Genomic DNA, 25,139 nt, shown 5'->3' on the forward strand with positions numbered 1-25,139 from the left:
ACCACTCTCAGGCGCGGACGCGGACCTGGATCTCGACCTCGACCGGCGCGTCCATCGGCAGCACCGCGACACCCACCGCGCTGCGGGCGTGCACACCCGCCTCGCCGAGCGCCTGGCCGAGCAGCTCGCTGGCGCCGTTGATGACACCCGGCTGCCCGGTGAAGTCGGGGGCGGAGGCGACGAAGCCGACCACCTTGACGACCTGCTCGATCAGGTCCAGGTCACCGATCACGGACTTCACGGCGGCCAGCGCGTTGAGCGCGCAGATCTGCGCGAGCTCCTTGGCCTCCTCCGGGGTGACCTCGCCGCCCACCTTGCCGGTGTTCCGCAGCTTGCCCGCCACCAGCGGCAGCTGGCCGGAGGTGAAGACGAACTCGCCCGCGCGCACCGCCGGCACGTACGCCGCCAGCGGCGCGGCCACCTCGGGCAGGGTCAGGCCGAGCTCGGCCAGCTTGCTCTCGACCTTGCTCATGCCTGCTTCTCCCGCTTCAGGTAGGCCACCAGCTGCTCCGGGTTGTTGGGCCCGGGAACGACCTGGACCAGCTCCCAGCCGTCCTCACCCCAGGTGTCCAGAATCTGCTTGGTGGCATGGACGAGCAGCGGCACGGTTACGTATTCCCACTTGGTCATGGGGCTGACTCTAGACGGTCGCCGAGCCCCCCGAGGCGATGTGAGGTGGGACACAAACCGGGCAAGAATGCCGCTCGTCACCCGGATGCTCCCGGCATCAGGGCCGGGCGCTGGTTACCCTCGCGAGGAGGGGACCGTCGATCCCCCGGAGCCGAGCGGTCGAGCCAGCAGCGGACGGAGACGGAGCGTGGCAGGTACGGAGGAGCCCACCGAGGCGCGCGGCGGCCCCGACTGGGAGGGCGTCCGCCTGCACGTGGTCAGCGGCAAGGGCGGTACCGGCAAGACCACCGTCGCCGCCGCGCTCGCACTGGCGCTGGCCGCCGAGGGGCGGCGCACACTGCTGATCGAGGTCGAGGGCCGGCAGGGCATCGCCGAGCTGTTCGGCATCGCCGCGCTGCCGTACGAGGAGCGCAAGGTCGCCACCGTCTCGGCCGCCCAACTCGGCGGCCCCGCCAAGGGCAGGGGCCAGGTCAACGGCGAGGTCTTCGCGCTGGCCATCGACACCGAGCAGGCACTGCTGGAATACCTCGACATGTTCTACAAGCTCGGCCGGGCCGGCAAGGCGCTGCAGAAAGTCGGCTTCGTCGACTTCGCCACCACCATCGCCCCGGGCGTCCGGGACGTCCTGCTCACCGGCAAGGCCTGCGAGGCGGCCCGGCGCAAGGGGCCGGACGGGCGCCGGGCGTACGACGCGGTCGTGATGGACGCGCCGCCGACCGGGCGGCTCACCCGGTTCCTGAACGTCAACTCCGAGGTGGCCGGGCTGGCCCGGTTCGGGCCGATACACAGCCAGGCCCAGGCCGTGATGGGCGTGTTGAAGTCGCCGGAGACGGCGGTCCACCTGGTCACGCTGCTGGAGGAGATGCCGGTGCAGGAGACCGTGGACGGCTTCACCGAGCTGCGCGCGGCCGGCCTGCCGACCGGCGGGGTCATGGTCAACATGGTCCGGCCGCCCGTCCTGGACGCCGCCGCGGTGGCCGCGGTGCACGGCGACCACCGCGAGGAGGTCGCGCTGGCGCTGGTGGAGGCCGGGCTCGGCGGCCGGTCCCGGACGGCGGCGACCCGGCGGGCCGCGGTGGAGCCGCTGCTGGACCCGCTGCTCGACCAGGCCCGCGAGCACGCCGAGCGGGTCGCACTGGAGCACGAGCAGCGCGCGGACCTCGCCGCGCTGCGGCTTCCCTCCTACGAGCTGCCGCTGCTCAGCGGTGGCGTGGACCTGGGCGGGCTGTACCGGCTGGCGGGCGAGCTGAAGGCACAGGGGGCGGCATGACCACCGAGCAGGAGCTCTCCGTCGACCGGCTGATCGACGACCCGCGGACCAGGATCGTGGTCTGCTGCGGCTCCGGCGGGGTCGGCAAGACCACCACCGCCGCCGCGATCGGCCTGCGGGCCGCCGAACGCGGGCGCCGCACGGTGGTGCTGACCATCGACCCGGCCCGCCGGCTGGCCCAGTCGATGGGCCTGACCGAGCTGGACAACACCCCGCGCCCGGTCAAGGGCGTGACCGGCCCCGACGGCCCGGACGGCCCCGGCGAGCTGCACGCCATGATGCTCGACATGAAGCGCACCTTCGACGAGGTGGTGATCGCGCACGCCGACCCCGAGCGGGCCAGGGCGATCCTGGAGAACCCGTTCTACCAGTCGCTCTCGGCCGGTTTCGCCGGGACGCAGGAGTACATGGCGATGGAGAAGCTCGGCCAGCTGCGGGCCACCGGCGCCTGGGACCTGATCGTGGTCGACACCCCGCCCTCGCGCTCGGCGCTGGACTTCCTGGACGCGCCCAGCCGGCTCGGCTCGTTCCTGGACGGCCGGATCATCCGGGTGCTGATGGCCCCGGCCAAGGTCGGCGGCCGGGGCGCGATGAAGTTCCTGAACGTCGGGGTGGGCATGGTGACCGGCACCCTCGGCAAGATCTTCGGCAGCCAGCTGCTGACCGACCTGCAAACCTTCGTGGCCGCGATGGACTCGATGTTCGGCGGCTTCCGCGAGCGGGCCGACCGGACGTACCAGCTGCTCAAGGCCGAGGGCACGGCCTTCCTGGTGGTCGCCGCCCCCGAACGGGACGCGCTGCGCGAGGCCGCGTACTTCGTGGACCGGCTGGCGGCGGACGAGATGCCGCTCGCCGGACTCGTCCTCAACCGGGTGCACGGCACCGGCGCACCGCAGCTCTCCGCCGAGCGCGCGCATGCCGCCGCGCAGAGCCTGGAGGAGAACGGCGCGGAGCACGAACCCGGGCAGGCCGACGCGGACGTGCTGGCCGCCGGACTGCTCCGACTGCACGCCGAGCGGATGGAAGTGATGGTCCGTGAGCGGCGCACCCGGGACCGGTTCGTCTCGGTCTACCCCGATGTGCCGATCGTCGAGGTGCCGGCCCTGGCCGGCGACGTGCACGACCTGGACGGGCTGCGCCTGATCGGCCACCGGCTGGGCGGCACGGCCGAGGACTGAGCCCCTGCCCGCTGTGCCCTCGCGTCAGCCCGCCTGGGCGTAGTCCGAGAGGATCACGCCGGTCGCCAACGACTCCTCGTACTCCGTACGGGCGGTCTCCAGCAGCCGCCGCCACGACATCACCGTCGGACGCCGGCGCAGCAGCGCCCTGCGCTCGCGCTCGGTCATTCCCCCCCAGACCCCGAACTCGACCCGGTTGTCGAGCGCGTCCGCCAGGCACTCGGTGCGCACCGGACAGCCGCTGCACACCGCCTTGGCGCGGTTCTGCGCCGCCCCCTGGACGAACAACTCGTCCGGATCGCTAGTGCGGCAGGCAGCCTGCGCACTCCAGTCATCTACCCAGCCCATGCCGGCGCCGTCCTCTCCCGAATCGAGGCTCCCCCACGGCGGCAACGGCATATTCACCGCTGCCAGTTGAGGACGTTACGGAAGATTGGCGAAGCGCAACAGCCCCCCAGGGCCCAATCTCGAATGACCCGATTGGACTATGGGTGCCCGTCAGATCACTCGTTGGAGTGATCGCAGGTTGCAGGCCTTGCGGGCGCCTGGATCGCCCCTTTCGTCACGCTGTGCCACAGACGGCGGCCCAGGAGGACCCGCCGACGGCACAGAATGACCGCGACAGCTATCTCATACCCCATCAATTCGGACAACTCTCAACACCTACAGGAGTCTTGAGTGTGTACGGAGCGAAGCTGCCACCACCCCTCGTCAAGCGTAGGCGAACGCGTGCCTTCAAGGGCAGGAATCCACAACGTGGAAACGTAGAGTCGCCCTCATGGCACCGAAGCGCTTCACAACCGCCCAGCGCCCCGGCAAAACGGCAGGCCGACCGGGCACCCCCCGCATCGAGTCGGCCGGCCAGGGGGCGAAGTTCCTCGGGGTCAGCGTCCTCTCCGGATTCCTGCTCGCCGGCCTCGCACTGCCGGCCGTGGGCGTGCTCGGTGTCGCGGCGAAGAACGGCGCGGAAAGCTTCGACAACATCCCGGACGACTTCAAGACCCCCACGCTCTCGCAGGCCTCGTTCATCTATGACAGCAAGGGCCAACAAATCGCCAAGGTGTTCGACCGGGACCGCACCATTCTGACCCAGGATCAGATGTCCCCGATCATGCGTCAGGCGCAGGTCGACATCGAGGACAACCGCTTCTTCGAGCACGGTGCGATCGACCCCAAGGGCGTCGCCCGGGCCATCAGCAAGAACGCCGAGTCCGGATCGGCGACCCAGGGCGCCTCCACGCTGACCCAGCAGTACGTGAAGAACGTCTTCGTCGAGCAGGCCGGCGACGACCAGGCGGCCTTCCTGGAGGCCACCAGGAAGAGCCTGGGCCGCAAGATCCAGGAGCTGAAGTACGCGATGAAGCTGGAGGAGGAGCTGCCCAAGCAGCAGATCCTCACCAACTACCTGAACATCACCTTCTACGGCCACCAGGCGTACGGCGTCGAGGCCGCCTCCAACCGCTACTTCGGCAAGAGCAACAAGGACCTCACCGTCGCCGAGGCCGCGACGCTGGCCGGCCTGGTGCAGAACCCCTCGGCGTACGACCCGATGCTGCACCCCGCGGCGGCCAGGACCCGCCGGGACACGGTGATCGCCAAGATGGCGGAGTACCGGCACATCACCCCGCAGCAGGCCAAGGACGCCACCGCCACCCCGCTGAACCTGAACTACCACGAGCCGCTGAACGGCTGCATCACGGCCAACGCCGGCATGGGCTTCTTCTGCGACTACGTCCGGCACGTGGTGAAGGGCGACCCCGTCTTCGGCGCCTCCGCCGCCGAGCGCAGCAAGCTCTGGAACGACGGCGGCCTGAGGATCTACACCACCATCGACCCCGACAAGCAGGCCGCCGCGAACAAGGCCGTCACCACCAAGGTGTACACGACCGACACGGTCTCGGCCGCGATGACCATGATCAAGCCCGGCACCGGCGAGATCCTCGCGATGGCCCAGACCCGTCCGTACGGCCTGGACGCGACCAAGCACCAGACCGTGGTCAACCTGAACGCGGACGCCGCGATGGGCGGCGGCAACGGCTTCCAGCCGGGATCGACCTTCAAGCCGATCCTGGCCGCGGCCGCCCTGGAGGCCGGCACCCCGCTGAACCAGCAGTACCCCGCCCCCGCCCAGATGCCCTACCCCGCCATGAGCACCTGCGAGGGCAGCTGGACCAACACCGGCCACGACCTGGTGAACAACGACAGCCCGACCGAGGTCGGCCCGTTCGGCATGCCGGAGGCGATGGCGCGGTCCGTCAACACCTACTTCGTCCAGCTGGAGCAGGACGTCGGCCTCTGCCCGATGAAGCAGATGGCCAACAAGCTGGGCATCCGGACCAAGGCCAGCGGCGCGCCGCTGGAGGAGGTCCCGGCGATGACGCTCGGCGTCGAGGAGATGAGCCCGCTGGACATGGCGGGCGCGTACGCCGCCTTCGCCTCACGCGGCACCTTCTGCTCCCCGGTCGCGATCAGCTCCGTCACCGGCAGCGACGGCCGCAAACTGCCCGTCCCGGAGGCGAACTGCGAGCAGGTGATGCAGCAGAGCACCGCCGACTCCATCAACACGCTGCTCAACGGCGTGACCGAGAAGGGCACCGGCAGCGCGCTCGGCCTCGACGACGGCCGCATGATCGCCGGCAAGACCGGCACCACGGACGAGCGCCGGGCGGCCTGGTTCGACGGCTACACCCCCGACCTGGTGGGCGTGGTCTGGCTCGGCGGCCCCGAGGGCGGCGTCAAGATGGACGGGAGCATCAAGATCGGCGGCCGGTCCTTCGCCGACAACAACGGCGTGTACGGCTCCACCGGCCCCGGCCCCGCCTGGCAGGAGGCGATGAGCGAGGCGCTCGCCGGCACCCCGAAGAGCACGTTCCAGCTGGTCACGCTGCCCTCGCCGACCGCGGCGGCGTCCTCCGCTCCCGGATCCGCCGGATCTCCCGGCTCTCCCGGATCTCCCGCGCCGAACCCCGGCCAGAGCCAGGCCCCCAACACCCCGGCGGCACCGCCGCCCGGCCCCAACACCCCGGCCCCCGCACCCGCCCGGGCCACCGGCGGGGGGATCGGGGGCGGCGGCAGCCTGCCGCCGATCCCGGGCGGCGGAATCGGCGGCGCGATCGGCGGCGGCGCCCCGCCCGGCAAGCCGAGCTGGCCCGCCGCCCACCACTAGAACTACGTCGGACTACTTCTCTTCGGACTACTTCTGCAGGGCCGACTTCACCGCGGCGGCCACCCGGCCGCCCTCCGCGAGGCCGTCCACCTTCGGACGGACGATCTTCATCACGGCGCCCATCGCCTGCGGACCGCTCGCCCCGCTCTCGGCGACGGCCGCGGCGACGATCGCCGCCAACTCCTCGTCGCTGAGCTGCGTCGGCAGGTACTCCGCCAGCACCACGCCCTCGGCCCGCTCGCGCGCCGCGGACTCGGTCCGGCCGGCGGCCTCGAAGGCGGTGGCGGCATCCAGCCGCTTCTTCGCCTCCCCGCGGACGACCTGCAGCACCTCGTTGTCCGAAAGCTCTCGCTTCACCTTCCCCGCCGTCTCCGCTCCGGTGACGGCGGCCAGGGTCAGCCGAATGGTGGACGAGCGCAGCTCGTCCCGAGCCTTGATCGCGGCCGTCAGGTCATCCCGCAGCCGCTCCTTGAGCGTTGTCATGCAGCCGAGTCTTGCACCTGCACCCACCGACCGCCCCCGATTAACCCCCGCCCCGCCCGGCGCACGCTCCCGGCGTGTCAGGGGGCGTACACCCGCCGTGCCACGGTCTGCGACGATGGGACGATGCGAAAGCTGTACTCCGTTCCGCTCGGAATCGCCGCGACCGGCGCCGCCTGCCTCACCTACTCCCTCGGGTACGAGGTCCGCTCCTTCCGGCTGCGCCGGGTGCAGGCCGCCGTCCTGCCCAAGGGGGCCAAGCCGGTCCGGGTACTCCAGGTCTCCGACATCCACATGGTCGTCGGGCAGCGGAAGAAGCAGCGCTGGCTGCAGAGCCTGGCCGGGCTGCGCCCCGACCTGGTGGTGAACACCGGCGACAACCTCTCCGACCCGCTCGCCGTGCCGGCCGCCCTGGACGCGCTCGGCCCGCTGATGGAGTTCCCGGGCGTCTACGTCTTCGGCTCCAACGACTACTACGGCCCGACCCCGAAGAGCCCGACCCGCTACCTCAAGGCCCTGGCCAGCGGAAACCACGGCCTCAACAACGCCGACGGCACCGGCCGCCACGGCATCACCGGCGCGATCCACAACCCGTGGGAGAAGCTCCGCGACGGCTTCGACGCCGCCGGCTGGCTGGACCTCACCAACACCCGCGGCCGGCTGCCCCTGAACGGCCTGGACGTCGAGTTCACCGGCCTGGACGACCCGCACATCCGCCGCGACCGCTACGCCGAGGTATCCGGCGGCCCGTCAGCCGACGCCGACCTGTCGATCGGCATCGTCCACGCCCCCTACCTGCGCAGCCTGGACGCCTTCACCGCCGACGGCTACCCCCTGGTCCTCGCCGGCCACACCCACGGCGGCCAGCTCTGCATCCCCTTCTACGGCGCCCTGGTGACCAACTGCGACCTGGACACCAAGCGCGTCAAGGGCCTCTCCACCCACCGCGCCGGCGGCCGCGAGGCCTACCTGCACGTCTCCGCCGGCTGCGGCACCAACCGCTACACCCCCGTCCGCTTCGCCTGCCCCCCCGAGGCCACCCTCCTCACCCTCACCCCCCGCCCCTGACGCCTCTCCCCCACCCGCGCAGGAACGGATTTCGTCTCCTGACCTGCGTCGGGTAGAGTTCTACTCGTTGCGAAGGAAACAGAGCAACAAACCGCAGGACCGGGGTGTGGCGCAGCTTGGTAGCGCGCTTCGTTCGGGACGAAGAGGCCGTGGGTTCAAATCCCGCCACCCCGACCCAGTAACACCAGCTCAGGGCCGGTGTCCTTCACAGGACACCGGCCCTGACTGCTTGTCGGGGGCCGCTCTGGAGAAATCCTGGAGAAAAGTCCCGGACGGGCTCTGCCGCACCCTGCGCGGCGGGCGGGCCGTAAGGCGCGTCATGGGCGCAACGGCCCTGGCTCGTGGATGCGCCGGCGGAACGCCTCGTCCTCGCATGACCGTGCGGATCCCCTCCCGCAGGTCCCTGCGGGGAGGCTGGGGTGTTCGAGGCCCTCCATTGCATACTCCTGACCGAGTTGAACGCGGCCGGATTGATCGACTGGACGCGCCCCTGGGTGGACGCCTCCCTCCACAACGCCTTCGTCTCGCTCACCTGCGGACCAATCTGCTGGCGTCGCCTCAATAACCTGTCCTCATGATCCTGTGACGAGTTCTAAACAGGTCATTTCATGAGTACCCTCCGCGCCTACAGCCTGATCGTCCGATGCTGTTGATGATTGACATACCGACAAGTCCGCCTGTTAGATTCCCTACGGAGCGTTTGGCGCGCTCGTTTTTCTTTGGTCGCACCTTCGGGGGAAGGAGCATGGGGTGAATCGACAGGTCATGGATCTGGCGAGACCGTACGGCGGAGCAGGGCAACCAGCGGAGGACGGACAGGCACTGCAGGTTCTCGTCGTCGAGAACCACACCGCCGCCGCCGACGATCTGACGCAGGAACTGCACAGACACGGGTATGTGGCCCGCAGCGTGTCCACCGGGGTCGAGGCACTGCGGGCCCAGAGCGGCGTCGACATGGTCCTCCTGGACCTCGGCCTGCCCGATCTGGACGGCTTGGAAGTGTGTCGCCGGATTCGAGCGGCCGGCGATGTCCCGGTCATCTGCACGACCGCGAGCAGGGCCGAACTCGACTGCGTGCTCGCGTTACAGGCGGGGGCCGACGACTGCCTCGTCAAGCCCTACGGCCTGCGGGAACTGCTGGCGCGGATGGAGGCGGTGCTGCGCCGGGTCATGCCCGAGCCTCGGTCGGCACGGGTGCTGACCCACGGTCCGCTGCGGATCGACACCGGAGCGCGCGAACTCCGGGTGGCCGGAAGGCGGGTGGACCTCACCCCGAAGGAGTTCGACCTGCTGTACCAGCTGGCCTCCCAGCCGGGCGCCACCCTGTCCCGGCGCCAGTTGCTCAGCCGCGTCTGGGACGACGAGTGGTCGAGTCGTGGCCGCACCATCGACACGCACGTCAGCAGTTTGCGGAACAAGCTCGGATCGAGCCGTTGGATAGTCACGGTGCGCGGCGTCGGTTTTCGGATCGGAGAAGCGTCGGCCGATCTCCCGGCACATGCGTGAAACCGGGCCGGTGGAAAACGGCGCGGACGAATTCCAGTGTTTCCGGCCTTCCGGAACGGAGATCCCGGCGGGCGCCGCCCGCGGCGCGCCGGTACACGGGTGACGGACGGGCCCGGGTCGCGGACGCAGCCCCGGGCCCGTCCTCATCGGCGCAGGAGGTCCGTCGTCGGTGACCGCCCGATCTCCCGTTCGAGATCCGCGGCGAACGAGGCGATGCGCTCCTCGTCACGCCGGTAGTGGGTCCACTTGCCGACCCGGGTGGACCGCACGAGACCCGCGCGTTCGAGCACCGCCATGTACGCGGAGACGGTGGACTGCGCGAGCCCGGTCTTGGCCTGGATGTGGCTGACGCAGACGCCGACCTCGCGGGGGTCGGTGACAGCGGGCTCGACCGGGAAGTGCTGCTCCGGTTCGCGCAGCCACTGGAGCACCTGGAGCCGCACGGGGTTCGCCAGCGCCTTGAGCGGTTCCAGCAGGGGCGTGAGGTCGCCTGTCGCGGGTCTGTCGTGTGTCGTCATGAGCCTTCCCGTGCCGACGCGTAGCCACCTGTGGTCACATCGAGGATAAGCGATGTGTTGCGGCCGTGCGAGCCGCTCGCGAGCCGAGCGCGGCACCCTGCAGCAGCTGGACCCGCACACCCGCACTGTCCAGACGTCTTTGAAATTCCCTGACATTTCCTCACGGAGGCCCGTAGAGACTTGTCGAAGCCTGTACCGGAGCGTGTTGAAGCAGGTCCGGGGAAACGGAAAGACTTCTTGTCGAACTGACGGACAAAAATATTCCGCGCCCAATGGCGAGCGTGTGATGTCGGCGCCGAGAAGATTTCCGAGAGGCGATGATCGTGCCCCGCTCTCTGTCCCTTATGACGTCCCCCACCCGCTCCGCCCCGGCCGTTTCCGCACGACCCGCGCTCGTCGAGGACGTCCCCGGCGCGAAGGACCGCGTCCGGGCGGCCGGCTTCTTCCCCGGGCTGGGCAGCCGGTCCTTCTACCGGGGCCTCGGCCGCGAGCTTCTCGACTCCGGCGTCCACGAAGTCACCGGCATCTACCACGAAGCCGCCCGTGCCCTGGGCGTTCCCGACCGCCCTGACCTGCTCCTCCCCGAACCCGAGAACCTCCCGGAGGGTGCGCTGGAACGGCAGGGCTTCATCGGGGCGTCCCTGCTGGTGCACAGCCTCGCGCTGGACGCCTACCTCCGCGACCGGATCGCGCGGAGCGGTGCCCCGGTCGGTTTCGTCACCTACACCGGCGAGAGTTTCGGTGTCCTGACGGCCGCGGTGGCCAGCGGCTCCCTGTCCGTTTTCGACGGCGTCAGGATCGCCCGGGTATTCACCCCGCTCATGCTCCAGGCGGCCGGCCCGCAGGACACCGACGAGGCTTTCGGCCGGGAGGTGTCCCGCTATCTCGACGATTCCGTCCGGCGGAATCCGCTGATCGGTGAGCCCTACCATGTCGTCGCCGTCAGGACGGAGAGTCCGGACGCCCTCGCGGCGGTCCTGAACGTCATCCGGGAGACGTTCCCGCTCGCGGACGTCGAACTCCACAAGACCTACGCGCCGACGCAGGCCAACCTGTACGTGCGCCCCGGCGCCAAGGCGGGGTTCGACGCGTTCGTGGCCGCCGTCCCGGGCGCCACCAGCTGGGAACTGAAGGAACCGACCGTCTTCCTGGCCCACTCCGCGCGGATGCGTCCCGCCCGGGAGGCGCTGGAGCGGTTCATCGAGGTCCACCGGATCAGCTTCACCGGCCCGCGCGTCCCCGTGGTGTCGAACCACGACATGTCGCTGCTGACCACCGGGGCCGCCGTCCGCCAGGGGGTCCTGGCCATGACCGACCGGGTGATGTCCTCCAGCGACACCTGCGAGAGCCTCAACAGCCTCGACCTGGACCTGGTGATGGAGCTGGGGCTGGGGGAGAAGTCCGTCAAGCTGCTGCGGGACAACGACGTCGCCGCCCCCGTCACGGCCTACACCGGGAGCCACAAGGACACCACCCGGTTCCTCAGCGCCGTCAACGTGGTGAGCGCGCTGCTCTCCCGACTGCAGGAACTGCACGGCTCGGGCGAGGAGTTGACCCGCGAGGACCACCATCTCCTGCGCGAGCTGTTCCGCCTCTCCGCCGAGAACGACTTCTGCGACGACTACTTCTCCCGCACCCTCGGGCGGGTCATCACCACGGAGATGCTGCGCCCGGGCAGCGCGGGCTCGCCCGCGTTCCACCGGCTCCTGGAGACCTTCCAGCACACCCGGAACCACCGCGCGCACATCGCCCTCGACCGGAGCGAACTCGTCGTCAGGGCGCGGACGAAGAAACGGATCACCGCCGAGGAGTCCGCGACACCAGGCCGGGCCTACCTGGAACTCTCGGTGCGTGACGCGAACGGCGGCATCGGCACGCGGACGTTCGACACCGAGCGCCCGGAGGTCCTCGCCTTCCACTTCGGCGCACCGTCCCACCCCGACGACGCGGCCCTGGCCCGACGGACCAGGACACTGCTGCGGACCCAGCCGACGGCGACCGAGAGCCACGAGCGGATGCTCGGCGGCCTGCACCTCGACGGCGACCTCCACCCCGCGGGGCATCGCATCGTCCACCAGTACCTGCTGTTCAACGCCCTCGCCCAGCACCGGCCCGCACTGCTCGCGCAGAGTGACCACTACCTCGAGGGCAACGACGTCGCGGGCTGGCTGGCGGCCCTGGCCGTCTCCGGAGCCGTCTCCCTGGCCGACGCGGTCACCCTGAGCGCCGAGCACACGCGCGCCGGCGTGGCGGACCGGATCCTGGACGGCCTCACTGCGGCGGACATCCCCCTCGTCTCCCCCGAGGGCGTGCCGATCCAGTCGCGCAAGGACCTGGCGGACGCCACCCGTGCCGTCCTGCGGGGGACCGCCCTCGACAACCCGGTCCGGCCGATCCACCTCAACGGCAACTGCCAGATCATCGCGCTCGGTTCGGCGCCGGCCGTGACCGACGTCGACACCGGGCCGTACGCCACCCGCATCGTCGCCGTCACCGAGCCGGCCGAGGCCTGGAAGCAGCGGGTGAACCCGGCGCTCGACGAGTTCGAGTTCGCCTGCGTCCTCGCCCTGACCGGGGAGAACGAGCGGGTCCTGGCCAACGCGCGCGGCCGCCGGGTCCTCGCCAGCACGGTCTGCGCCTACGTCAACGCGGACGAGACGATCGTCGGCTTCGGACAGGGCGGCAGCGAGTCCATGACCGTCTTCGTGCGGAAGGAGGGGGAGCGGCACATCACGGTCCGGAAGGTCCTCAGCGAGGCCCTGACCACCGCGCGCTGGAACCCGGACGGGCACGGCGTGATGCTCCCGCCGTTCACGAAGGCCAGGAAGCAGGCCGAGTTCCTCGCCGCCCTGCCCGAGCCGGTCCGCGACTACTTCCCCGAGGTCTTCTCCGTCCTGGAGCGCGAGATCCCCGTGCCCGCCCACCTGCGGACCGGTGACCGCACGGTCGACCGGGAGGTCATCTACGAGATGAGCTACCTGGCGGGGGAGGAGGTCAGCCGGTACGTCGAGAAGCAGGTCCCGCCGCCCGCCGTGGTCGCCCGGCTCTACGAGCAGATCATCCGGGTGCTCAACAGCGAGGTGCACAGCATCGGCCGGGTGCCGGCACCCGGCGAGACGCTCGACACCTCCTACTTCACGAAGATCGAGGACCGCCTGGACCTGTGCCGCCGCACGGCCCCGCACACCTTCGGCGCCCAACTCCTCGACACCGAGCGGATCCTCGTCAACGGCGTCTGCTACCTGAACCACTCGGCCCTGCTGAGGAGATTCCGCGGGACCCCGGAGTTCGCGATGGTCCTCGAACCGGCCTTCCACTCCCTCGTGATGGGCGACACCAATACCGAGAACATCAAGATCACCAACAGTGAGCCCCTGCGGCACGCCCAGCGGTTGATCGAGTCCGGGGCCCCGCAGCAGGAGGTGGACGCGGCGCTGGACGCCATCACCGCCGCCGCCCTGGGGATCAGGTTCCTCGACCCCCGGGCCATCGGCTTCAAGAGCGACGGCCGGGACACCCGCGACGACGCGATGTACGACAACAAGCCGTGGCACAACTCCATCGGCCACTACGACGAGATCCACTTCGAGCAGTTCACCATGACCGTGGACGTTGCCGAGGGCAGGACCCCGAGCGTCGACATCGCGTTCCTGAAGGACAACCCGTACCAGCGGGCCTACCGGGTGCGGGACGTCACCGCGGCCGGGAGCGGCGTCAACACCGAGGCCCCGCAGGGCATGGAGGACTACTTCGCTTCCGTCATGACGGCCGCGCTGGGCCTCGACGACCCCGAGTCGACCTACCTGCGGGACGACCCGTACTGGCTGGTCCGCTTCGTGTTCATGATGGGCCAGCACTTCACGGCCATGCCCCCCTTCCACTTCCAGAAGGAGCTGGACGGCACCCTCGTCGACAGCTACCAGACCCAGCGCCGCCCCGTGGCGATCTACTGCGAGGGCATCAAGTGGCTGAACTGGGCCCTGCAACTGCTGGAGGGCAGCAGGACCGAGTTCCTGGGCCTCCCGGTGCCCCCGCTGCCCCACCTGACCACCACCCCGTGAAGCCGTTCGGTGCTCGGCACCGACCTGGGCCACACGCACGACCGTCCCTACTGGAGGACCGCACACATGAACGCCGTTCCGCGCTCCCTTCCCGTCTCCGGGCTGGGCGACCTGCCCAAGGAGTCCCGGATGATCGCGACCCCGTGGAGCCGGATGCTCCGCGGGATCGGCCTCGGCCAGTACCCCGTCGACTTCGACCCCAGCGTCGCCGGGCACCTCCGCGACACCTTCGACCGGCTCGCGGCGAAGGTCTCGCCGTCCGACGGATACACCCTGTTCTCCCGCGAGTTGACGGAGTTCATCCTGAAGGTCGCCGAGCCCGGCCGCGACCGGGCCTGGATCGAGCCGGCCGTGGGCCCGCTGCTGGACTCCGCCCGGGCCGTGCCCAACCCCTACTACCGGGTCACCGCCGGAAGCATCCTGATGGACGCGTTCGCCAAGCTCGGACTCGACCTGTCGCTCCTGGTCAACCAGGGACTGGACTTCCCGGCCGAGGTCCTCGGCATGATCGACGAGATCGCACCGGACCAGATCGAGGACGAGAACCAGGGGCGGCACGGCGAGTACGAGCGGGTCTCCGCCTACTGCACGGTCTTCCTCGCCCTGGGGCAGCTGGGCCTGCGCGAGCGCCTGGTCACCCCCGAGCGCAACCACGTCGTCGAGGCGCTGGACCTGCTGGACGGCTTCCCCGTTCCGTACTTCTGCGGGCGCGTGGGCGGCATGCTGATGTCCGTGATCGCACTGCTCGGCTACACCGAGCACATCTTCGACGGCGAGCGCGACTTCATGCAGGAGGTCCTCGAGTACCTGACGCGGGCCGACGAGGTGGGGAACTGGCCCGACTTCCCCAACCCGATGCCGATCCCGTGGAAGAAGGTCTACCCGCTGCTGACCATGCTCAACGCCGTCGCCATGTGCGGCCGGCCGGAGTACCTGACGCGTCCGATCGACGCGCTGGCCGAGGCCAGGTCCCTGATGGGCCAGATCCCCTGGACCACCCGGGTGCACATGTCGCAGTACTACGTCATCGCCCTGCACAACCTGGGCCGCCTCGCGGACCAACTGCCCGAGCTGGACGCCTTCCTGCGGGACGTCGCGGCGGTCCTGGACATCGTCGACCCCGGCGAGAACTACTCGCCCAGGGGCAACGCCTACCCGTACATCATCGAACTCTCGATGATGACCGGCCGGATGGACCTGATCCCGGACGCGGCGCTGGAGCGCCTGGCCGACTCCTTCGTCGACCTGGACAGCACCGCGGACAACCGGGCCAACCGCGCCTTCCCGGTCAGCTACGTGCTCAACATCCTCGGGGAGATCGGCGCCTCAGAGCTGCTCTTCACCCCCCGGGAGCGCTACGACGGGCTCTCGGCCATGACCTGGGTCGTGGAGAACATCTCCGAGGGCGCCAAGGAGGAGGGCGACCGGATCTCGATGCTCGACCACTCGCTCGTCAGTTTCGCGCTGCGGATGCGCGGCGCCGACGCCGGCGAGACCGAGCTGTTCGAGCGCTTCGTGTTCCCCTTCGATGCCTGACTTCCCAGTAATGCTGGGAGCGTTGACGGTCCGTCACCCGGGTGACGGCGCCAGACCGGCAACGTGACTCCGCTTCTTCCCCCGGAAGCGGGTCGGCCCGAGAGCCTGCCACGCACTGCGTGTGGCAGGCTCTCGGGCTTCCTGCTTCCTACTGCTGCCTGCTGCCTGCTGCCTGCTCTCCGTTGCGGTCCTCGCGCCGGGCGCCGGGGCGCCGGCGGACTCCGTCCGGCCACCGGGCCGGAAAACGCCCGTACCGGGACGCATCGCGTCCCGGTACGGGCGGGGAGCCGCCTCCGGTGGTCGGGCTCGCACCGTCCACCGTCCGCCACCGTGCGACTACGCCGTCGGCGCGGGCGCCCGGTCGCTGCGCAGGAACAGGGCGCTGGTGAGGAGGCCGAGGAGCACGATGGCCGCGTTCACCGCGATGGCGACCCGCAGACCGCCGAGCATGGCCGAGGCGCCGGCTCCCGCCGCGGCGGTCGTGACGACGGCACTCATGATCGGGGTGCCCATGGTGATGCCGACCTGCTGGGTCATGGTGGCGAGGCCGGTGGCCAGACCCTGCTCGTGGTCGGCGAGACCCGAGGTGGCGGTGACCATGAAGCCCACGATGACGAGCATGTTGCCGACGCCGCCGACGAAGCTGGCCCCGAGCATCAGCCACAGCCAGGCGCGGTCGTCGCCGAGGCCGATCAGGGCCGCGGTGAACACGGTCTGCAGGATGCCGCCCACGATCAGCGTCTGCTTGCTGCCGAGCTTCCCGATCACCTTCGAGGCCGTGACGCCACCGGTGACCGTGCCCAGGCCGAGGACACCGAAGGAGAGACCGGCGGCGAGCGGCGAGAAGCCGAGCACGTTCTGCAGGTAGAGGGTCAGCGGGAAGACCAGGGAGCACTCGGTGAGGAACGCGATCAGGCCGGCCACGTTGCCCCAGGCCACCGACCGCTTGCCGAGCACGCTGAGCGGCACCAGGGGCGCGGCCACCTTGCGCTCGACGGCGTAGAACACCAGCATCAGCACCGCACCGGCCGCCAGCGACAGCAGGGTGGTCGCCGAGCCCCAGCCCTTCTCACCGGCCTGGGTGAGACCGAAGATGATGGCCAGCAGGCCGAGCGTGACGGTGATGGCGCCGGGCACGTCCAGCTTGGGGCGCTCGTCGGGCCGGGACTCCTTGATGACCGTCGGGGCCATGATCAGCACGGCGATCACGACCGGCACGTTGATGAAGAACGCCCACCGCCACGACAGCAGGTCGGTCAGCACACCGCCGAGGATGGCGCCGGTGGTGAACCCGGTGGACATCAGCGCCCCGTTGAGGCCGAGGGCCTTCTGGCGCAGCGGGCCCTCCGGGAACGAGGTCGTCATCAGCGAGAGGCCGGCAGGTGTCACCGCGGCGGTGGCCAGGCCCTGGAGGACGCGGGCCACGATCAGCATCTCCGAGTTCTGTGCCAGACCACCCAGGGCGGAGGCGGCACCCAGAACCACGAGACCGCCCAGGAACAGCCGCCGGCGGCCGAACAGGTCGGCGACCCTGCCGAAGAACAGGGTGAAGCCCGCCGCGCACAGCGCGAAGGAGGTGGCGATCCACTGCAGGTTCGCCAGCGAGAATTTCAGGCTGCTGCCGATCGCGGGCAGCGCCACGTTCAGGATGGCGAAGTCCACGGCCAGCATGAACTGTGTCGCGAGCAGCAGCACCAGCACCAGCCGGAGCCGGGGCGTGAGCACAGCCGGTGCCGCGCCGGCGGCACTGCCGGACGCGGCGCCGGCCACCTCTGTCTCAGTGACTGACATGACGTCGTGTCCCTTTCCTCGTGGTCCTGACACGCGGCGCTCTTGGTCGCGTCGCGTGCGGTTGACGGGAAAAGGCTGGTCCACTCCGGGGTCCCGAGCCAGAACCCTGTCTTGCACAGCCAGTGCGAGGGTAGTCATCGCAGGACTACCCTCGCGGCTTCCGGCGCCCGGTGCCGACGGGCATGATGGGAGGTCAGTGGCCAAGCAGCCCATCGCAATCCGCCGAACTGGAGGCATGGATGAACGCCTCGTCCGAGTTGGGAGACTTCCTCAAGTCGCGCCGTGCGGCGCTGCGCCCCGAGGAGGTCGGCATCACCCCGCAGCCGACCCGCCGCCGCGTCTCCGGGCTGCGGCGCGAGGAACTGGCGACGCTCTCCAGCATCAGCATCACCCACTACACCCGCCTCGAACAGGGCCGCGCCACCAGCGTCTCCGACGGCCTGCTGGAGGCGATCGCACGCACCCTGCGCCTCACCGAGGACGAGACCGCCTACCTGAAGGACCTCGCCCGCCCGGCTACCGCGACCTCCCGCCCCGCCCCGCCCCGGGTGACCTACGTCAGCGCCTCCGCCCGGCAGTTGCTGACGGCCATGACCGAGGTACCTGGCATCATCATGGACCGGCACAACGACGTCCTCGCCTGGAACCGCCTGGGCCACGCGCTGCTCGCCGGACACCTGCCGTTCGAGAGCCCGGACACCCCCGGCGCCCGCCCCAACCTGACCTGGATGCTCTTCCTGGACGAGCAGTACCGGAAGCTCTACACCAACTGGCACGAGCAGGCCGAGCTCGCCGTGGCCGCCCTGCGCCTGGTCGCCGGCCGGCACCCCGACGACCGGGCCCTGGCCGAGCTGGTCGGCCGGCTCTCGATGAACTCCGCCGAGTTCGCCTCCCGTTGGGCCCAGCACCCGGTGCGCACCTGCACCTCCGGCGTAAAGCAGCTGCGCCACCCCGAGGTCGGCGCGATGGAGCTCAGCTTCGACAACCTCGTCATCCCCGGCACCGAGGGCCAGCGCCTGATCGCCTACACCGCCGAGCCCGGCTCCCCCTCGGAGGCCGCTCTGCGCCTCCTGGGTAGCGCGGCCGCTCCGGTGGTCGAGGAGCGCCGCATCACCGCCCCGGCGGCACGCTGATCCGAACGGCCGGTCCGAACGGCCGGGCGGGCGCCGGACACCGTCCGACGCCCGCCCGGCCGACGGCTCACCGGCTCGGCCTGGCGTTCTCCGCCGTGACCGTGACGGCCTTCCGGACCTCCTCCAGCGCCACCGCCCGCGCCTCGTCGTCCAGGTGGGCGGGCCCGTAGCTGACCACCGGGTCGAGCACCTGGTAGCCGACGAACTCCAGCATCCCGCGGTGGATGTGGAACAGGAACTCGTCCTGCGGTCCGAAGGCCCCACCCGGCTGGAACATCTCGTGGGACCCGCCGGTCGTGAACAGCAGCACCGCGTGCTTCCCGGCCAGCGCGGCGGCGTCGAAGAACCCGTGCTCCCCGCCGAACAGGGCACCCATCACGAACACCCGGTCGACCCACCCCTTGAGGACGGCCGGCAGCGAGAACCACCAGAGCGGAAACGACAGCACCAGGAGGTCGGCGGCGAGCACCTTGTCGACCTGCTCCTTCACCGCCTCGTCCAGCGTCCCGTCCCGCACCGCACGCATCTGCTCCGCCTGCGGCTTGAACACCTGCCCGCCCAGCGGGGCGAACTCCGCCGCCGCGAGGACCGGGGCCCAGTCGGAGGCGTACAGGTCGACGACATCGACCTGGTAGCCCGCGTCGCGGAGGGCCTGTGCGGCCACCGCCATCTGGGCGGAGTTGAACGAGCGGGGCTCGGGGTGGGCGTGAACGATCAGAGCCGTTGGAGCGGCGTCGAAGGTGGGCATGGGGAAATCGTATCGATATACCGCGATACGTCAATCTGTTGCGGATCAGGGGAGCGCTGTCGCGCCTGCCGCTCCGCCGCCGGGGCGAGTAGGATCCGCGGGCATGGCCCTGAGCATGAGCGACGTGGACCGGTTCGAGGCTGCCAGGCCCCGGCTGGAGGCAATCGCCTACCGGCTGCTCGGCTCGGCGGGTGAGGCGGAGGACGCCGTGCAGGAGACGTTCCTGCGCTGGCAGGCGACCGATGTCGGGCGACTCGAGGTGCCCGAGGCCTGGCTGACCAAGGTCCTCACCAACTTCTGCCTCAATCAGCTCACTTCGGCACGCGCCCGGCGTGAGACGTACGTGGGGAGGTGGCTCCCCGAGCCGCTGCTCGGCGGGGACCCGATGCTCGGCCCGGCCGACACCCTGGAGCAGCGCGAGTCGGTGTCGTACGCCGTCCTCGTCCTGCTGGAGCGCCTGTCGCCCAACGAGCGGGCGGTGTACGTGCTGCGTGAGGCCTTCGACTACCCGCACCGGGAGATCGCCGGGATCCTGGACATCACCGAGGCCGCCAGCCAGCAGATCTACCACCGGGCCAAGAAGCACGTCGCGGACGGCCGGACGCGCACCGAGATCGACGAGGCCACCGCCCGCAGGATCGTCGAGGAGTTCCTGGCCGCGGCGACCAGCGGCCGTACCGAACCGCTCGTGCGCCTGCTCACTCAGGACGCCGTCTCGGTCGGCGACGGCGGTGGGAAGGTCCCGGCCCGCGCGAAGGCGTTCGAGGGAGCGCTCGCGGTCGCCAAGTTCCTGCGCGGCCTGTTCAAGCCCAGCGAGGCCAAGCGGGCCTATGTCGGCGGCGCGGCCGAGATCCACGCCACGACCGCGAACGGCGAACCGGCCATCGTGGCGGTCGTGGACGGCCGGGTCGTCGGGATCACCTGCCTGGAGGTCACCGCGGAGGGCATCGCCGCCGTTCGCAGCCAGGTCAACCCCGACAAGCTCGTGCGCGCGACCGAGCAGTGGGCCGCCGCGGACCACGGGGATTCCCCGCTCTGCACCCTCTGATCCGATACGACACAAGCTGTGACGTGCTTCACATCCCGATCCTGTCAGGAAACGCCGGGCTGCCCGGTTCAAGGGGCGAAACCGCGCAAGACAACGGCGGACCCCGCGCAGACAGGAGCAGGCACATGCAGCACCGCATCGTCGTCCTCGGAGCCGGCTACACCGGAGCCGTCGCCGCCGGCCGCCTCGCCAAGCGGCTGCACCGCGAAGACGTCGCCATCACCCTCGTCAACCCCGAGCCCGACTTCGTCGAGCGTGTCCGGCTGCACCAGCTCGCGGCCGGCCAGGACCTCGTGCCCAGGCCGTTCAGCGAGATGTTCGCGGGCACGGGCGTGGAACTGAAGCTCGCGAAGGTCACCGCCGTGGACGTGGACCGCAGGACGGTGACGGTCAGCATCGTGGGCGGCCCCGCGCGGGAGGAACTGGAGTACGACACGCTGGTCTACGCCCTCGGTAGCGGCTGGAACGACGAGGGCGTACCCGGCACCGGCGAACACGCCCACGAGATCTCCAGCCGCCCCGGAGCCCTCCGCCTGCGCGAGCGCCTGGCTGCCCTGGACACCGGTCGGCCGGTGGTCGTGGTCGGCGGCGGCCTGACCGGCCTGGAGGCCGCGACCGAGATCGCCGAGACGCGCCCGGACCTCGATGTCGCCCTGGCGGCTCGCGGCGCTCTCGGTGACTGGCTCTCGGAGAAGGGTCGCGCCCACCTCAGGAAGGTGGTCGACGAACTCGGCATCAGGGTCCACGAACACACGGCAGTCACCGCCGTGGAGGCGGACGGCGTGACGGCGGACGACGGCACGACCATCCCCGCCGAGGTCACCGTCTGGACCACCGGCTTCGCCGTCCACCCGATCGCCCAGGCCACCACCCTGGAGCTCACCGACCGCGGCCAGATCGTGGTCGACTCCACGATGCGCTCGGTCTCCCACCCGGACGTGTACGCCGTGGGCGACGCGGCGATGGCGACGGGCCCGAACGACAAGCCCCTCCGGATGTCCTGCGCCTCGGGTGTTCCCATGGCCTGGCAGGCCGCCGACGCCATCGCCGCCCGCCTCACCGACACCAAGGTCCCCAGCGTCACCATCCGCTACTTTCAGCAGTGCATCTCGCTCGGTCGCAAGGAGGGCCTGATCCAGTTCGTCACCGCCGACGACCGAGCGAAGGACAGCGCCCTCACGGGCCGCGTGGCCGCCCTCTACAAGGAACTGATCTGCAAGGGCGCGGCCTGGGGCGTCGCCAACCCGACCGCGGGCATGCCGTCCCGGCGCCGGCGTACCGTGCGGCAGGAGACCCGAAGCCGCGCAGGTGTGGAGGCGACCGCGGCCTGACCCCGCCCCCTGGGGCGTCGGAGAAGAGCGATCACTTGCCCGGTGCCGGCGTCGCAGCGCCGGCCCGCCGGAGCGGCCAGGCGAGGGTGGCGTGGAAGCGGCGCGGGTCGGGGTAGGACGCCGGGTCGTCGAGCCCGAGGCGGTCCGGCACCCGGGTGGGCTCGTACACGAAGGTGCGGAAGGCGATGTCCCAGACCGCCAGCGCCGAGCCGTAGTTGGCCCGCTCGCCGGCACCGTGGTGCCACCGGTGAGTCTCGGCGCCGATCAGCAGGTAGTTGAGCGGCCCGGTGCGGAGGTCGGAGTTGATATGACTGATCGTCTGCTGAAGGTTCAGCACCACCAGGGCCAGGAATGCGGCGTCAGGGGTCGCGCCGCTGAACCGGAAGACCAGCAGGGAGATCACGAACCGGGAGACCAGCAGGTCGATCGGGTGGAAGACCGGGTGCATGAGGACGTACAGCTGGGACGGCGAGTGGTGCACTCCGTGGGCCCGCCACAGCCGGGGGACGGTGTGGGCGGCCCGGTGGTAGGCGTACCAGAGCAGGTCGAGCGCCAGCAGGACCACCAGGGCCTGGACGAGGAGCGGGACCCCGGCGAGCGGCCCGAACCCGCCGTCCGGGACGAAACGGGCCGCGACGAGGGAGACGCCCATGGTCGCGACCTGCTCGACCACGAAGGCCAGTCCGATGAAGGGCAGGTCGCGGCCGACGAAGCTGTCCCGGGTCATCCGCCAGCGGTCCAGCAGCGGGTTGACCCGCTCCACGGTGAAGGCGATGGCGATGGTGCCGATGGTCAGCAGAGCGAGAGCCGCGTCCCGGGAGATCGCCAGGCGGTGGGTGACGGCTGCCCAGGTGACCGCGGCCGTGGCCGTCGCCAGCAGGGGGTAGGTACCGTAGGTCAGAATCGGCCGTGCCGGTGTGTCGAGTTCCATGCCGCCAACTTCGCAGCTGACCCGAGAGGCGTGCTTTCCCTTGGGCGTACCGCTTTTGCCTTCCCGCGCATCCCGGGACAACGACCAGGGCAGCCCGAACAGCACCGACCTGGTGGAGGCGGAGTTGCGGGTGTACGCCCTCGCGCGGGGAGCGTCACTGCTGGGCCTCGGAACGACGGATGACCGAGCGCAGGCCGACTGGCTCGCACCGCTCTGGGACGCGATTCAGCTGGCCGGTGTGGCACACCCTGGGCTGGCGTTCGCCGAGTCGGCCGAGACCACCGCGCTCGGCGGGGTGCTGGCGCCGATCCTCGCCAACAGCCCCGACATCGCCGCGATGCTGGGCAGCCTGGCGCGCTTCCATCCCCTGGTCGGCCGCAACGAGCTGGTCGTACGGGAGCGCCCCGCCGGCAGTGGGCCCGCCACGGTTTCGGTGGGCATCCGGGCCCTGGACGACGGTGCGGCACATCCGGATACCGTGGACGCCTGCTTCGCCATGCTGTGCCGCACAGTTCGTCGACTCGCCGGGGAGAGCGCGGGACCGGACCAGGTCCTGCTGCGGCGGCCCGAACCCATGCGGCCGGCGGCGTACCACCGCGCGCTCGGCCCGGTGGTGTTCGGACAGCCGACGGACGTCTGCGTGTTCGGGCCGGCCGCTCTGCGCGCGCGGGTGCGGCAGGCCGATCCGGCGGTGCTGGCGATGCTGGCCCCCTATGCACAGCGGCAACTCGCGCTGAACCGCACACCTTGGTCGGCGGCAGTCCGGGCGGGCCTGCAGGAGGACGTGGGGGCGGACGGCCCGCCGCGGCTGGCGGACGTGGCACGGGCGATGGCGGTGGGCCGCCGCACGCTCCAGTTGCGCCTCCAGGAGGAAGGGTGCTCGTTCTCCAGCCTGGTGGAGGCTGTGCAACGGGACCGTGCGCTGGCCCTGTTGGCCGAGCCCGAGCCGACCGGGCTGCCGGTGACCGCCATCGCGAGACGGGTGGGTTTCGCCACTCCGGCAGCCCTCACCCGCGCTGTGCGCAGGTGGACGGGCCTGACCCCCTCGGCGTACCGCCGAGCCGCCGGAGAGAGCCGCAAGCGCATTCCTGTGGCACCCGTTGATCGGACGGACGTCCGCCCCTAGACTCGCCGCGGCCCGCAGCCGTCAGGCGGATGGACGCGCCGCGGCGGCCCGGGTCGGGCAGAGCAAGTCCCCTTACCACCCTACGAGGAGGACTGTCTTGACGGCTTCCACCGCACGTCGCTGGCTGGTTGCAGGAGTGAGCACGCTCGCTCTCGCCGGCACCGGTCTGCTCTCCGCTCCGAGCGGCACCGCTTCGGCCGCCCACTATCCAGCGGTCCACCCGACGGTCGCCGAGTACACCCAGCTCACCACGGGTGAGACACCCCCGACAGCGGCTCAGTGCGCTTCGGCGGGCCGTCGCTGCTTCTCGCCGCAGGGCATCCGCGCCGCCTACGACCTGGGCCCGCTCTACGCCGCCGGGAACGACGGCCGGGGGCAGACGATCGCCGTCGTCGACTCGTACGGCAGCGACACCATGGCCCATGACCTGCACGTCTTCGATCAGGGCCTCGGCGTGGCGGCGATGTGCGGTGAGGAGGGCGTCACCTGTGCGCCGGGCATGCCGACCTTCAGTGAGCTGCATCTTCAGGGTTCCCCGGCGACCGTCGCACCGCCGCCCACCGGCCAGGGCACCGGGCAGGAGGACAAGAGCGGCTGGGCGTTGGAGGTCGCCCTCGACGTGGAGACCGCGCACGCGATGGCGCCCGGCGCCAACATCCTGCTGGTGAGCACACCGACCTCCGAGACGCTCGGTGTTCAGGGTCTCCCCCAGATGATGTCCGCCGAGCAGTACGTCGTGGACAACCATCTCGCCACCGTGATCTCACAGTCCTTCAGTTCGGACGAGGGCGCCTTCGGCAGCGCGCAGTCGGTGGAGCAGCTGCGGCACGCCTTCAAGTCGGCTGCCCAGAACGGCGTCACCGTCCTCAGCTCGTCCGGCGACAGCGGCAGCGCGGGCAGCACCAAGACACCGGTGAAGCAGGGCGGCACGACGCTGCCCTACCCGTCGGTCGGGTGGCCCGCCTCCGACCCGCTGGTGACCGGCGTCGGAGGTACGTACCTCTGCACGGACCCGGCCGCCACCGACTCCCGGGTGACCGACAGCGCTGACAAGCCGGCCCAGTGCGGGGCCAATCCCGGTGTGTCGGAGGTGGGTTGGACCAACTCCGGGGGCGGTTTCAGCCAGTTCTTCGGCAAGCCCGACTACCAGGCCGATCTGCCCGTCGGCAGCACGCCGATCGGCGCGATGCGCGGCGTGCCGGACGTCGCGCTACAGGCCGCCTCGGGAACGGGCGCGCTGGTCTACGTCTCGCTGCCGCCGTCCGGCCAGGGCGGCCTGACGTGCGGCTCCGCCCCGTGCAGCGCGGGCTGGTACGACATCGGCGGTACCTCGCTGTCCTGCCCGCAGTGGGCGGGGCTGGTCGCCATCGCCGACCAGCTCGGCGGCGGCGGACTGGGACTGATCAACCCGGCGCTCTACAGCATCGGCTCCGACCCGGCCAAGTACGCGTCGGACTTCTACGACGTCACCACCGGGAACAACACGACCGACCCGACCGTGCCCGGCTACCCCGCCACAGCCGGGTGGGACCCGGTCACCGGCCTCGGCACACCGAACGCGGCGAAGCTGCTGCCCGACCTGGTCGCCGCCGTACACGCGGGCTGACCGGGCCGACTG

General features: G+C 70.7%; 20 protein-coding genes and 1 tRNA gene. 13 read left to right on the forward strand and 8 right to left on the reverse strand.

Annotated elements, in window-relative coordinates; genetic code table 11:
• Positions 1 to 7: 7 nt before the first annotated feature.
• Together P3T37_RS10215 and P3T37_RS10220 are read right to left on the reverse strand one after the other, a co-directional pair.
• Positions 8 to 472, reverse strand: coding sequence for a RidA family protein (locus P3T37_RS10215; RefSeq protein ID WP_280723187.1), 465 nt, complete (start codon positions 470 to 472; stop codon positions 8 to 10).
• On the reverse strand, positions 469 to 630 hold the full coding sequence (locus P3T37_RS10220; protein WP_003981536.1) for a DUF4177 domain-containing protein: 162 nt from the start codon (positions 628 to 630) through the stop codon (positions 469 to 471). The genes P3T37_RS10215 and P3T37_RS10220 overlap by 4 nt, the downstream gene beginning before the upstream one ends.
• Positions 631 to 817: 187 nt before the next feature.
• Here P3T37_RS10220 and P3T37_RS10225 point away from each other — a divergent pair, with 187 nt between their 5' ends.
• Together P3T37_RS10225 and P3T37_RS10230 are read left to right on the forward strand one after the other, a co-directional pair.
• Positions 818 to 1,900: an ArsA-related P-loop ATPase gene (locus P3T37_RS10225; RefSeq protein ID WP_280723188.1), complete on the forward strand. Its 1,083-nt coding sequence runs from the start codon at positions 818 to 820 to the stop codon at positions 1,898 to 1,900.
• Positions 1,897 to 3,078, forward strand: coding sequence for an ArsA family ATPase (locus P3T37_RS10230; protein WP_280723189.1), 1,182 nt, complete (start codon positions 1,897 to 1,899; stop codon positions 3,076 to 3,078). The genes P3T37_RS10225 and P3T37_RS10230 overlap by 4 nt, the downstream gene beginning before the upstream one ends.
• 24 nt (positions 3,079 to 3,102) lie before the next feature.
• On the opposite strand, the gene P3T37_RS10235 is transcribed toward P3T37_RS10230, so the two are convergent.
• Positions 3,103 to 3,426, reverse strand: a complete 324-nt coding sequence (locus tag P3T37_RS10235; RefSeq protein WP_035799998.1) for a WhiB family transcriptional regulator — start codon at positions 3,424 to 3,426, stop codon at positions 3,103 to 3,105.
• 430 nt (positions 3,427 to 3,856) lie between these two features.
• Between P3T37_RS10235 and P3T37_RS10240 the strand changes: the two genes are divergently transcribed.
• Positions 3,857 to 6,244, forward strand: a complete 2,388-nt coding sequence (locus P3T37_RS10240) for a transglycosylase domain-containing protein (RefSeq protein WP_280723190.1) — start codon at positions 3,857 to 3,859, stop codon at positions 6,242 to 6,244.
• 27 nt (positions 6,245 to 6,271) lie between these two features.
• Here the strand turns inward: P3T37_RS10240 and P3T37_RS10245 are convergent, their stop codons facing one another.
• On the reverse strand, positions 6,272 to 6,727 hold the full coding sequence (locus P3T37_RS10245) for a GatB/YqeY domain-containing protein (protein WP_280723191.1): 456 nt from the start codon (positions 6,725 to 6,727) through the stop codon (positions 6,272 to 6,274).
• Between the two features lie 123 nt (positions 6,728 to 6,850).
• On the opposite strand from P3T37_RS10245, the gene P3T37_RS10250 reads away from it, so the two are divergent.
• The 3 genes from P3T37_RS10250 (at position 6,851) to P3T37_RS10260 (ending at position 9,298) form a co-directional block, all read left to right on the forward strand.
• A complete protein-coding gene (locus P3T37_RS10250) occupies positions 6,851 to 7,792 on the forward strand; it encodes a metallophosphoesterase (protein WP_280723192.1) in 942 nt (313 codons plus the stop codon).
• Between the two features lie 100 nt (positions 7,793 to 7,892).
• Positions 7,893 to 7,966 (forward strand) — tRNA-Pro (locus P3T37_RS10255).
• Between the two features lie 576 nt (positions 7,967 to 8,542).
• A complete protein-coding gene (locus tag P3T37_RS10260) occupies positions 8,543 to 9,298 on the forward strand; it encodes a response regulator transcription factor (RefSeq protein ID WP_348533228.1) in 756 nt (251 codons plus the stop codon).
• A gap of 143 nt (positions 9,299 to 9,441) precedes the next feature.
• Here P3T37_RS10260 and P3T37_RS10265 read toward each other — a convergent pair whose 3' ends face one another.
• The gene (locus P3T37_RS10265) at positions 9,442 to 9,816 is read right to left on the reverse strand and encodes a metalloregulator ArsR/SmtB family transcription factor (protein ID WP_280723193.1); all 375 of its coding nucleotides are present in this window, start codon (positions 9,814 to 9,816) and stop codon (positions 9,442 to 9,444) included.
• A gap of 344 nt (positions 9,817 to 10,160) precedes the next feature.
• Between P3T37_RS10265 and P3T37_RS10270 the strand changes: the two genes are divergently transcribed.
• Both P3T37_RS10270 and P3T37_RS10275 read left to right on the forward strand, forming a co-directional pair.
• Positions 10,161 to 13,877: an ACP S-malonyltransferase gene (locus tag P3T37_RS10270; protein WP_280723194.1), complete on the forward strand. Its 3,717-nt coding sequence runs from the start codon at positions 10,161 to 10,163 to the stop codon at positions 13,875 to 13,877.
• Between the two features lie 66 nt (positions 13,878 to 13,943).
• Positions 13,944 to 15,413, forward strand: coding sequence for a hypothetical protein (locus tag P3T37_RS10275; RefSeq protein ID WP_280723195.1), 1,470 nt, complete (start codon positions 13,944 to 13,946; stop codon positions 15,411 to 15,413).
• A 336-nt stretch (positions 15,414 to 15,749) separates the two neighbouring features.
• On the opposite strand, the gene P3T37_RS10280 is transcribed toward P3T37_RS10275, so the two are convergent.
• Positions 15,750 to 17,204: an MFS transporter gene (locus P3T37_RS10280; RefSeq protein WP_280723196.1), complete on the reverse strand. Its 1,455-nt coding sequence runs from the start codon at positions 17,202 to 17,204 to the stop codon at positions 15,750 to 15,752.
• Positions 17,205 to 17,443: 239 nt separating this feature from the next.
• On the opposite strand from P3T37_RS10280, the gene P3T37_RS10285 reads away from it, so the two are divergent.
• Positions 17,444 to 18,337 (forward strand): helix-turn-helix transcriptional regulator, encoded by an 894-nt coding sequence (locus tag P3T37_RS10285; protein WP_280723197.1) that lies wholly within the window; start codon positions 17,444 to 17,446, stop codon positions 18,335 to 18,337.
• Between the two features lie 67 nt (positions 18,338 to 18,404).
• On the opposite strand, the gene P3T37_RS10290 is transcribed toward P3T37_RS10285, so the two are convergent.
• Complete coding sequence (locus tag P3T37_RS10290; RefSeq protein ID WP_280723198.1) at positions 18,405 to 19,085, reverse strand: NAD(P)H-dependent oxidoreductase; 681 nt, start codon at positions 19,083 to 19,085, stop codon at positions 18,405 to 18,407.
• 103 nt (positions 19,086 to 19,188) lie between these two features.
• On the opposite strand from P3T37_RS10290, the gene sigJ reads away from it, so the two are divergent.
• Together sigJ and P3T37_RS10300 are read left to right on the forward strand one after the other, a co-directional pair.
• The gene (sigJ, locus tag P3T37_RS10295) at positions 19,189 to 20,133 is read left to right on the forward strand and encodes an RNA polymerase sigma factor SigJ (RefSeq protein ID WP_280723199.1); all 945 of its coding nucleotides are present in this window, start codon (positions 19,189 to 19,191) and stop codon (positions 20,131 to 20,133) included.
• Between the two features lie 125 nt (positions 20,134 to 20,258).
• On the forward strand, positions 20,259 to 21,464 hold the full coding sequence (locus P3T37_RS10300; protein WP_280723200.1) for an FAD-dependent oxidoreductase: 1,206 nt from the start codon (positions 20,259 to 20,261) through the stop codon (positions 21,462 to 21,464).
• 31 nt (positions 21,465 to 21,495) lie between these two features.
• On the opposite strand, the gene P3T37_RS10305 is transcribed toward P3T37_RS10300, so the two are convergent.
• Positions 21,496 to 22,395 (reverse strand): sterol desaturase family protein, encoded by a 900-nt coding sequence (locus tag P3T37_RS10305; RefSeq protein WP_280723201.1) that lies wholly within the window; start codon positions 22,393 to 22,395, stop codon positions 21,496 to 21,498.
• A 55-nt stretch (positions 22,396 to 22,450) separates the two neighbouring features.
• On the opposite strand from P3T37_RS10305, the gene P3T37_RS10310 reads away from it, so the two are divergent.
• Together P3T37_RS10310 and P3T37_RS10315 are read left to right on the forward strand one after the other, a co-directional pair.
• Positions 22,451 to 23,521, forward strand: coding sequence for an AraC family transcriptional regulator (locus tag P3T37_RS10310; protein WP_280723202.1), 1,071 nt, complete (start codon positions 22,451 to 22,453; stop codon positions 23,519 to 23,521).
• A 136-nt stretch (positions 23,522 to 23,657) separates the two neighbouring features.
• Positions 23,658 to 25,127: a S53 family peptidase gene (locus tag P3T37_RS10315; protein ID WP_280723203.1), complete on the forward strand. Its 1,470-nt coding sequence runs from the start codon at positions 23,658 to 23,660 to the stop codon at positions 25,125 to 25,127.
• Positions 25,128 to 25,139 lie beyond the last annotated feature (12 nt).

Origin of the sequence: Kitasatospora sp. MAA4, assembly GCF_029893355.1 — a bacterium.
GTDB lineage: Bacteria > Actinomycetota > Actinomycetes > Streptomycetales > Streptomycetaceae > Kitasatospora.

What these genes read in the sequence shown, in the direction of transcription:
- P3T37_RS10240 (WP_280723190.1), top strand. Translation starts at nt 3,857, where the DNA reads ATGGCACCGAAGCGCTTCACAACCGCCCAGCGCCCCGGCAAAACGGCA.
- P3T37_RS10290 (WP_280723198.1), bottom strand. Translation starts at nt 19,085, where the DNA reads ATGCCCACCTTCGACGCCGCTCCAACGGCTCTGATCGTTCACGCCCAC.
- P3T37_RS10280 (WP_280723196.1), bottom strand. Translation starts at nt 17,204, where the DNA reads ATGTCAGTCACTGAGACAGAGGTGGCCGGCGCCGCGTCCGGCAGTGCC.
- P3T37_RS10230 (WP_280723189.1), top strand. Translation starts at nt 1,897, where the DNA reads ATGACCACCGAGCAGGAGCTCTCCGTCGACCGGCTGATCGACGACCCG.
- sigJ (WP_280723199.1), top strand. Translation starts at nt 19,189, where the DNA reads ATGGCCCTGAGCATGAGCGACGTGGACCGGTTCGAGGCTGCCAGGCCC.
- P3T37_RS10305 (WP_280723201.1), bottom strand. Translation starts at nt 22,395, where the DNA reads ATGGAACTCGACACACCGGCACGGCCGATTCTGACCTACGGTACCTAC.
- P3T37_RS10265 (WP_280723193.1), bottom strand. Translation starts at nt 9,816, where the DNA reads ATGACGACACACGACAGACCCGCGACAGGCGACCTCACGCCCCTGCTG.
- P3T37_RS10215 (WP_280723187.1), bottom strand. Translation starts at nt 472, where the DNA reads ATGAGCAAGGTCGAGAGCAAGCTGGCCGAGCTCGGCCTGACCCTGCCC.
- P3T37_RS10300 (WP_280723200.1), top strand. Translation starts at nt 20,259, where the DNA reads ATGCAGCACCGCATCGTCGTCCTCGGAGCCGGCTACACCGGAGCCGTC.
- P3T37_RS10275 (WP_280723195.1), top strand. Translation starts at nt 13,944, where the DNA reads ATGAACGCCGTTCCGCGCTCCCTTCCCGTCTCCGGGCTGGGCGACCTG.
- P3T37_RS10245 (WP_280723191.1), bottom strand. Translation starts at nt 6,727, where the DNA reads ATGACAACGCTCAAGGAGCGGCTGCGGGATGACCTGACGGCCGCGATC.
- P3T37_RS10270 (WP_280723194.1), top strand. Translation starts at nt 10,161, where the DNA reads ATGACGTCCCCCACCCGCTCCGCCCCGGCCGTTTCCGCACGACCCGCG.
- P3T37_RS10250 (WP_280723192.1), top strand. Translation starts at nt 6,851, where the DNA reads ATGCGAAAGCTGTACTCCGTTCCGCTCGGAATCGCCGCGACCGGCGCC.
- P3T37_RS10285 (WP_280723197.1), top strand. Translation starts at nt 17,444, where the DNA reads ATGAACGCCTCGTCCGAGTTGGGAGACTTCCTCAAGTCGCGCCGTGCG.
- P3T37_RS10235 (WP_035799998.1), bottom strand. Translation starts at nt 3,426, where the DNA reads ATGGGCTGGGTAGATGACTGGAGTGCGCAGGCTGCCTGCCGCACTAGC.
- P3T37_RS10220 (WP_003981536.1), bottom strand. Translation starts at nt 630, where the DNA reads ATGACCAAGTGGGAATACGTAACCGTGCCGCTGCTCGTCCATGCCACC.